This is a genomic window from Hallella absiana (assembly GCF_025457485.1).
GTDB lineage: Bacteria > Bacteroidota > Bacteroidia > Bacteroidales > Bacteroidaceae > Prevotella > Prevotella absiana.
On the sequence record NZ_JAMXSP010000055.1, the window covers coordinates 1 to 8,601 of the forward strand.

General features: G+C 41.6%; 9 protein-coding genes. 6 read left to right on the forward strand and 3 right to left on the reverse strand.

The window, feature by feature from the left end:
- Nucleotides 1–309: 309 nt before the first annotated feature.
- Nucleotides 310–453 (forward strand): hypothetical protein, encoded by a 144-nt coding sequence (locus NG346_RS13970; protein ID WP_262281266.1) that lies wholly within the window; start codon nt 310–312, stop codon nt 451–453.
- Nucleotides 450–593, forward strand: coding sequence for a hypothetical protein (locus tag NG346_RS13975; RefSeq protein WP_262281267.1), 144 nt, complete (start codon nt 450–452; stop codon nt 591–593). The genes NG346_RS13970 and NG346_RS13975 overlap by 4 nt, the downstream gene beginning before the upstream one ends.
- A 237-nt stretch (nt 594–830) precedes the next feature.
- Here the strand turns inward: NG346_RS13975 and NG346_RS13980 are convergent, their stop codons facing one another.
- The 3 genes from NG346_RS13980 to NG346_RS13990 form a co-directional block, all read right to left on the reverse strand.
- Nucleotides 831–1,100, reverse strand: coding sequence for a hypothetical protein (locus NG346_RS13980; RefSeq protein WP_262281268.1), 270 nt, complete (start codon nt 1,098–1,100; stop codon nt 831–833).
- A 95-nt stretch (nt 1,101–1,195) separates the two neighbouring features.
- Nucleotides 1,196–3,004: a hypothetical protein gene (locus tag NG346_RS13985; protein ID WP_262281269.1), complete on the reverse strand. Its 1,809-nt coding sequence runs from the start codon at nt 3,002–3,004 to the stop codon at nt 1,196–1,198.
- Between the two features lie 58 nt (nt 3,005–3,062).
- Complete coding sequence (locus tag NG346_RS13990; protein ID WP_262288889.1) at nt 3,063–4,115, reverse strand: DUF4848 domain-containing protein; 1,053 nt, start codon at nt 4,113–4,115, stop codon at nt 3,063–3,065.
- A 157-nt stretch (nt 4,116–4,272) separates the two neighbouring features.
- Between NG346_RS13990 and NG346_RS13995 the strand changes: the two genes are divergently transcribed.
- From NG346_RS13995 to NG346_RS14010, 4 genes are read left to right on the forward strand one after another with little or no spacing between them, the layout of a single operon-like run.
- Entirely contained in the window at nt 4,273–4,776 is a 504-nt protein-coding gene (locus tag NG346_RS13995) for a sigma-70 family RNA polymerase sigma factor (protein WP_206081786.1), read from the forward strand.
- A gap of 19 nt (nt 4,777–4,795) precedes the next feature.
- Nucleotides 4,796–5,287 (forward strand): FecR domain-containing protein, encoded by a 492-nt coding sequence (locus NG346_RS14000; RefSeq protein WP_262281271.1) that lies wholly within the window; start codon nt 4,796–4,798, stop codon nt 5,285–5,287.
- Nucleotides 5,284–7,890, forward strand: a complete 2,607-nt coding sequence (locus NG346_RS14005; protein WP_262281272.1) for a TonB-dependent receptor — start codon at nt 5,284–5,286, stop codon at nt 7,888–7,890. Before NG346_RS14000 ends, NG346_RS14005 begins: the two co-directional genes overlap by 4 nt.
- 5 nt (nt 7,891–7,895) lie before the next feature.
- Nucleotides 7,896–8,525, forward strand: a complete 630-nt coding sequence (locus tag NG346_RS14010) for a DUF4249 domain-containing protein (protein WP_262281273.1) — start codon at nt 7,896–7,898, stop codon at nt 8,523–8,525.
- Nucleotides 8,526–8,601 lie beyond the last annotated feature (76 nt).

Below are 8,601 nucleotides of genomic sequence, written 5' to 3' on the forward strand. Positions count from 1 at the left end.
GATTGACATCCCAGTCGGGTGTGAACCGGGATACAAGTCGAAAAAGGTAGGGAGAAAAAGAGGAAGGCCAAAGAAAAACGAGTCGTAGTAGGTTATCGCTACAAACTAATTGAAAATTCAGATTAGTAAAGTTAGGTTTAATGGGCTGGAATGAATCTATTCCTAAGCGCAGCCCTAACCAGACTCTCCACCTTACCGATCTCGGCAAGGCCGTCCTGCAACGGATAAAGTAGAAGTAGACTCACATTATATTATTATCACATTATCCAAGACTCACATTTGTTATTAATCACATTATTCCATGCAAACTTGTCGCAGAAGCATGAGGCACTGTTCGAAAAGTTCTACAAGCACCGCATCTATTACATCCTTTCGCTTGTATTCTCCATTGCTTTCGACACATGCTTCACTGTTCTCTTCTGGTTCCGCAATGCGCAGCTCGCGACAAAATGAAGGAAGTGGAGCAGCAAAAGAAAGACTATCAGGAGTTCGTGAACTGGGGACACTACATGAAAGAGAAGAATCCAAATTCGTGGAAGAAGTGGGAAAGCGGGGAGATCAAGTACACATCGGCTCCCGACAAGCAGCCGTAGAAAGCATCAAGCCCCACAGACAGGCAGCGATGCCGCTCAGTCTGTGGGGCTTTGCTCTTTATATGTGTAAAGCCCACGATTCGCTTAAGCTTTATGGAGTTGTTGCCCTGTTTTCAAAGGTCTTGCTTGCCCAAGAGAAAGTCGTAGAGATGGGTTAAAAATCATTGCTTATCCTTCCATTTGCATGTGAAGTCAGATTACCGTTGTTTAATCTTGACAAATAGATATGGCGAAAGATTATTTTAACCTATAATGAAGTTCTACAGGAGTGGTACCAGAAACTTCACGAATGAACTTGTTGTTAACAAATAATTGTATAGTTATCGTTGCCTTCTTGTCTTCCTTGCATGTAACAATCAATTCAGTGGAGTAACTCTTAGTATGAAAAGTCGTTTCATAATCCTTTATTGCAATTACAGGTGTATCGCCGCCATCCCAGATGCTCATGTGAGCTATTGGATTATTATTGTGAACTTTGTATTTCACACAGTTCACTTGATCCTCCATGTCTTCCGTGTCTTCACAAGATATATTTAGCGACATAAAAAGAATGCAGAATGAAAATATTATTAACTTTCTGATAGTATTCATCTTCTGAAAAATTATCTAACGTCAATACCAAATCTTATGCTTCCAGTATTGTACTCATGGACAACATATTTGCTCTTGGATGGATTAGTGCTATTATTTCCTTGGTTGTTGCCCCAACTACGATTACCAGATAGTGAAGGACTACGGTTTCCAAAATGGCCACCTCCACCAAAATGGCCACCTCCACCAAAATGGCCACCTCCACCAAAATGACCACCACCAAAATGGCCGTCTCCTTCATTAGAAGTGCTGAAATTATTTGTAGAGACAATTATAGGATCATAGAAATATATAGGAATCTTATACCCGAGTAAATCGTCTCCCTGATGCCGCTTAATTGTTATTGTATTTGTTGTTGTGATTGTGTTAGATGAATTTGTCTGAGAAGAAAAATCAGCCTCTCCTGTCGCTTGCTTATTTCCAATATTACCAAGGCCCAGTCCAATTTTTATATCACCCTTAAAATTGGAGGATTGCACGTGAGTAAAACTTTCTGTACTCGTTTCTGTTACATCATCTCCACTGTCTTCTTCATAAATGCTTATATATCTTACTAAACTTTCATTAGCTATATCCCACTTTCCAAAAGTTACAGTTGCTGGATCAAAATAATATATTTTAGATGTAAATTTTGTTGGATCTATCTCATATTTGTATTGATCACGATGAAATAGTCCTCCTTTCTTAAATGATCTTCTTATATTAAAATTCCATATTTCTTCAGGGAAGACAGGAATAGGCATTTTTGCTGATTCTTTTGAATTTGATGAAGAAATTTCAAAAATAAAATTGTAAGCACCTTCTGTCCACATTTTCCTTATAGCATCATCATGAGAGAGTGGATTTTTCTTGTTTGTGATGCTATTTTCTTTTATATATGGATCGTCATTAATATGATTGCTTTGCTCATCAGAGATCTTTGTATAAACTTTCGGATCTACAATCATATAGCTTAAATATTCTGTGACAGAACGATTCAATTCTCCTGTGGTTTTTGTAGGAGTCATGCCATAATAGATATTATCTCTTTGAAAGGCTATTTGATTTATTGAATTGTTGTCCTGATTAAAGCCTTCATCGAAAGCCTTTTCTGCCTTCTTATACAAATATGATGGCATCTGTGAATGATCAAAAGAAGAATTATTGGAACGAGTTTGAATATTTCCATTATAATTCTTGCTTTTAAAGTTATAAGACCAAAGATTTCCACTTGTACCTCGTGTAGCCAAAGCCTTGGTTGCACTAACTCTTGTATTTAGATTTACAACAATCACATTAAATCCAGGGAATTCATTGTCTGCAAATTCGTCAACTTTTTGTCCTCTTATATAAAGGTCAGTCCCATTATCATTATTCTCAATTGCTACAGGTATTTCAGCATCTCTTGTATCAAGATTTTCGGGGAATACGTTTAAAAAAGCAATTCTTGGAATTAATATATTGAGCAAGGGAAGATTCTTTTCTATTACAGACATCTCCTTTTCAGAGGAATTTGCGACAAGTATATCCCTAAAACTTAAATTCCCATCGACTTTCTCATTCCTAAGTGGGTAATATAGAAAGTCGTAATTCTTATCAAACATGCGTAGTGCCTCTTTCTTAATGAAAGTGCGCAACTTCTCATTTTGAGAAAGAGATCTTGATAAGATTTTTACAAACGCCACCATGTCCTGATTTCTGGTAGTCACTGATGGGCTATAATCCGTAGCATGCATTTCATTACTTGTGTCTGACACGATACCGTCATTTTGATTGCATGATATAAATAAGCACATCAGCAGCGATGACAGAAATACTAAACCTCTAAATGTTTTATTCATATTTTTTGTATTGTAATTAAATTCGTAATTATACTTATAGTTAAGAAATCTTATTATGTCATAACTTAACTGGAGCAAGATCTACGTTGACGATTTGCGCCTTTTCCACTAAACATTTTGGATGCATCACTCCATTCTCTGCGACCATGATCATCTTCCCGTTTGAATCATGTTCTGCTGTCAAGTCTGTCCAAGCATACAGAGTACCTGTTATCCGTTGACCATTAATCTTGCCAAGGATAATGTCCAAACTTCCTTTCACGGTGGTTTTATTATCAAAGACGAACATAGATAAAGTATTGATTGGCGTTTCATGACCGTAGCTATCTTGTGCAAGGTATATAATATTGTTCAGTTTGGGAGAAAGATAATAAGAATGACTTGGGTCATTTTTCCAACCATACCACATCTTTTTATCACAATGCATTTGAACCCTTACCTTTATATCAGACATGCTTGCTTGCAAGAAGACACGAGTAAACTTGTTCGGTCTAAAAACAGAAAAGTTGGTGAAAGTTTTACTATTTAAGGACTTGAAAGCTTTAGACGCATTCACTATAGTCTCAGAAACATCATTTCCAAGATCAACTTTGACAACCCGGTTGCCAACGACATACACGCCATCAGTATTTGCGATGTAGGAATCAATATTGTCTCCATCCGGCACATAAAGACTCAAGTCGTATTCATCTAATGGATTGGAAACAAGTAAGCTGTTATATTTTGCCTTATATTTTTCATACAGATTCCGGAACTGCTTCTCTGATATAGCTGTGTTTCCTATCCTCTCTAGTTCATCATCAGCCTGCAAAGCTATCTCGTGTAGAGTGTTTACTCCCAAAGCTTCGACCGATTTGATTTTCTCTCCTTCTGTTTTATTTTCAAGAAATTGTCTATAAGAACGTAGTGACTCCGAGTCTTTGAATCTCAAAGCCACTTGTCCCATCGTATTCGAGGCTCTTGTTTGAAGATTAACAATTTTCCCATGACTTACCATGACAGTAGATACTGCTGGTAAGGAGTTTGCTGTCTTGAAAGGCAGTTGCTCGTCGTTTTCACATGCTGCCAGCATAATGACAAACAACAGAGCCATAAAGAGTTTTTTTATCATAAAATTATTCTTGGTATTTTTTGTCTTTTACTCCCTAAGACTTAAAAAAAGCATTATTACTTACTCGCTTTTCTTTTTTAACATTTATTTTTTTGTACCTTTGTACTCAGATCCAGTAAGTGATTTTGAGAAAGATCAGTCATTAGAAGAAACGCGTATGTCTATATCAGATAAAATAGAAGACCTTTTCAAGGACAACTATGATGCCTTGTGTGTGTTCTCCATGCACTATGTTGGAGATATTTACACAGCGGAAGATGTTGTCATGGATAGTTTTCTCAAGCTTTCTGAAAAGATAAAGGACGGGGAAGAAATCATTGCCAAGAAGCATTACCTGTATCAAATCGTAAGGAATGAAAGTATTGACGTGGCACGCCATAAGAGCGTTAAGACAGAGATTGATGATTCTGACATCCATGCGGAAGATATCGACGACTGGTCCGAGCGAAGTGAGCGGGAGGCAAAACTGTGGAAAGCAATCGACTCTCTTCCGCAAATCCGCCGTGAGGTATTGCTCATGAGTAAACGTGACGGCATGAAGAATGTAGAGATAGCCAGCAGCCTTAACATATCCGTAAGGACAGTAGAGTCTCATCTCTACAAGGCTTATCGTTCTCTCAGGGAAAAGGCGCATGAGATATATGTTATGATATTCTTTTAATAACGATAAACACGAAGACATGAAAAAGAATAAGGAAGACGAACTGCAATTTGTAGTCGACCACTATAAGACTGGGCATAAGAATGTTGATAATGCCTGGAAAGAGTTTAAAGGCATGTCTGGCATCACACAGTCAGGCTCACGCAAGCGTCTTCTTGTGGCTGCATCCATTGCCTTTGCGGCTGTCATGGCAGTAGCTGCCACCATGTTTGTCGTAAGAAGCATTGGCAACGGTTCTCCGAAATCATCACCAAATATCGAGAGAGCATTACCTGATACCGTGTCAAAGGCAAAGACCGACACTGTCAAAACCAAAAAGGGACCCGTTGTATTCCATTTTGACCACACACCTGTCAACGCAGCAATCAGAAAAGTGTCTGATTATTACGGAGTCAGTCTGACAGCGAGCGATACCACGAAGATGGTGACTGGAGAGATAGAGGCACATAATATCAATGAGGCGATAGACATGTTGGAGACTACCCTCGGCATAGAGATAACCAAAAGATGAGGGCTGTCGTGCTTTATATCCTCCTGCTTTTCTGCTGTCTGAAATTATCGGCGCAGAAAAGCAGCGTCTACAGCGAAATGCTTCGGCTGCAAAACATCCATCATGTACATTTCCTCTACAAATCAGACCTAAACCTTAGTATCACTTACAACGGACGTGACATTAAGACATTAACTTTCCGTCAGGCTCTCGATGAAGTATTCAGAAAGAGTGGCATCAACTACAGTATCCGCGGCTCGAATATTCTGCTGAGCCAAGGACGAAAAACGGTTACGGCAAAGCCTTTGATAGAGAGGTACGTCTTGAAAGGCATTGTGCGGGACTCTCTTGGTGAGCCGTTGGTCAATGTGTCGATTTATGACAAAGTATCACATACCGGAACATTGAGCAATGAACAGGGCGTTTATACGCTGATACTATTTAAAGGCGTGCACGTTTTAGACGTGTCGTGGTTCGGACAGAGGCAGAAGAATTTCAGCATAAATATCAAGAAAGACACGAGGCATGACCTTGTCATCAAAGGCTCAATGGAACTCGGTGAGGTCATAGTAAGCAGAGATCTCAACTCACCACTGAATACTACTCAAACAGGAAAGTTGACCCTACGGCCAGAGGACATCAATACAGAGTTCTCACTACTCAGCTCGCCTGATCTTGTGAAGACCTTGCAGCGTACCTCCGGGGTAGCACAAGGTACGGAGCTCTCTGGAGGACTTCTCGTACATGGCGGAAGTACGGATGAGAATCTGTTTCTGCTTGACGGCACGCCAATCTATCAGGTCAACCACTCTCTTGGTCTTTTCTCCGCTTTCAACGCAGACATAATCAAGAACGTGGATTTCTATAAGTCTGGCTTCCCTGCAAGATACAGCGGACGCGTTTCATCCATCACCGATGTCAGGACAAGAGACGGCAGCATGTCTGAGCATCACGGGTCTTTCTCTTTAGGACTCATAGACGGAAGACTTCAGTTTGAGGGGCCGATCAAAAAAGACAAAACATCTTATAACATAGCGCTGAGAAGGAGTTGGATAGACCTTTTGCTGTTGCCGACATACGCAATAATCAACCACTCAAAGAACGATGGAAGTAAATTCAGGTTCACTTATGCGTTTCACGATTTCAACGCCAAAGTGACACATCTGCTCAGCCGTAACAACAAACTGTGGCTTAGTTTGTATTCCGGTATGGACAACTATGGCATAAAGGATGAGGACTTATGGTATGACTATCAGACTACGACGGACAACAAGTTTCGCTGGGGCAATCTTAACGCAACCTTGGCAGGCGATTTCCAACTTACTAACCGGCTATCAAACAGCACGTCATTCATAGCTTCTTACAGTTACACCAACCAGAGCATGAGTGAGGATGATATTTATTTCCCCGAGCCAGAAATCCGGCTTCGTAACAGTCTTGACATTAGCCACAACAAAACTAGGATGCTTGACCTCGGAATAAAGAGCGACTTCACATTCTTTCCTCACCCTAAGCATATCCTTCGCTTTGGCGGCGCGTTCATGGTGCACAGGTTCAATCCTCAGACCGTGATGCAGTCATTTTATTTCGGGGACCCAAGCGAGCATGTTGATACGACTGATGTGTCGGGACGCACGAAAATGTCCTCTATTGAGGCTCAGTTGTACGCCGAGGACGACATTGTGCTAAACCGCTGGATTAACACCAGCGTGGGTACAAGCTGCACATTCTATCGTGTGTCTGACAAGACATTCCACTCTTTTGACCCGAGACTGTCGATACGCTGGCACCCAGTAACCCCCTTGACATTCAAGGTATCTTATACCCACATGTCGCAGAGCATTCACCGCATTGCGAGCACATTCCTTGATATACCATCTGACTTCTGGGCGCCGTCCACTACCGTCATTCCACCCGTCAGATCACATCAGGTAGCCGCTGGGATATATACGCAGGTTAGTCCAGAGTTCACTTTTTCCCTTGAGGGTTATCTCAAATCTACTGACAACCTTCTGCAATACCGCCACTGGATGGGCCTGCAGCCTCCTGCCGCCTTCTGGGAACAGAATGTGACGCAAGGACGCGGTAAGGCTTATGGCATAGAGATGGAGGCACGGTATCGAATGCGACGGCTGACCGCGCAGATGGCTTACACCCTGTCGTGGAGTAAGCGTAAGTTTCCAGAGCTATACGACGGATGGTTTTACGACCAGTTCGACAACCGTCACAGACTGAATACGACAATACGATACGCAATGACGAATAAAATCTCAGTGTTCGCCGCCTTGACATTGAGGAGCGGTAATCGTGTGTCATTTCCTACGGCATCTGCCGTCAACCCACGGATGCCTGAAGATGATGACAATCATGAACCGACTTACATTTACGGTAAGCCCAACTGCCTGTCGCTGCCTCTCTACCACAGGCTGGACTTAGGTTTCAATTTCAAGCATACCACGAGGAAAGGCCATGAGAGGATCTGGAATGTCAGCGTATATAATGTCTACTGTCATCTGAACACCATATATGCCAAAGTAAGGCAGGCCAACGACGGAAGCATAGCGGCAAAAGCAAAGGGATACATCCCTATTATCCCATCGGTAAGTTATACTATAAAGTTCTGAAAGAAATGACAAGACAAGCACTATCCTTCATACTGTTCGTATTCTGCATACTGACATCTTGCAGTGACAACATCGACATCCGGCAAGGGGAAGCTCCAAAGTTCGTTATCTACGCCTTTCCAAGCGTTAGCGACACTATTCCCATAACGATTTCCGTTACCCAACCTGCAGACTATCACACGCCTGCCATCTCGCATGCAAAGATAAATGTCATGTGCCTGATAAACGACAAGGCAGACGAGATTATATTTGCCGACTCGTCTAATGTTTCCGGACTTCCCGTTCTTACCTATTATGCCATTGGTAAGCACAAGACCGGTGACAGAATAAGAGTATCTGTTGAACCAACAGGTCATCAAAATGACTTAAATTTGGAAAGAGCATGGGGAGAGACTGAAATACCAGAGTCGCCTTCTATTGACAGCATTTCCATGGATACGATATTTCATAAGGAAGATGACTATACAAGGCTTAGGGTAGCGTTTCACAAAACGCATGGTGTGCAATATTACGCCGCAAGGGTTAAGGGAATGGAGTATTTCGAGTCGGTCGACTCTGTAAGCTGTGTGTCTGAGGAAATAGAGACAAGTCGGCCCAAGGGGGATTGTCCGTGGCGGACGGATGCCGCTGCCTAACCAAAGAACTTGATATGATAGCGTGCTAAAACTATTTTTTTTGCTTACCTTTGCGGTCATGGAACAAGAAAAGATA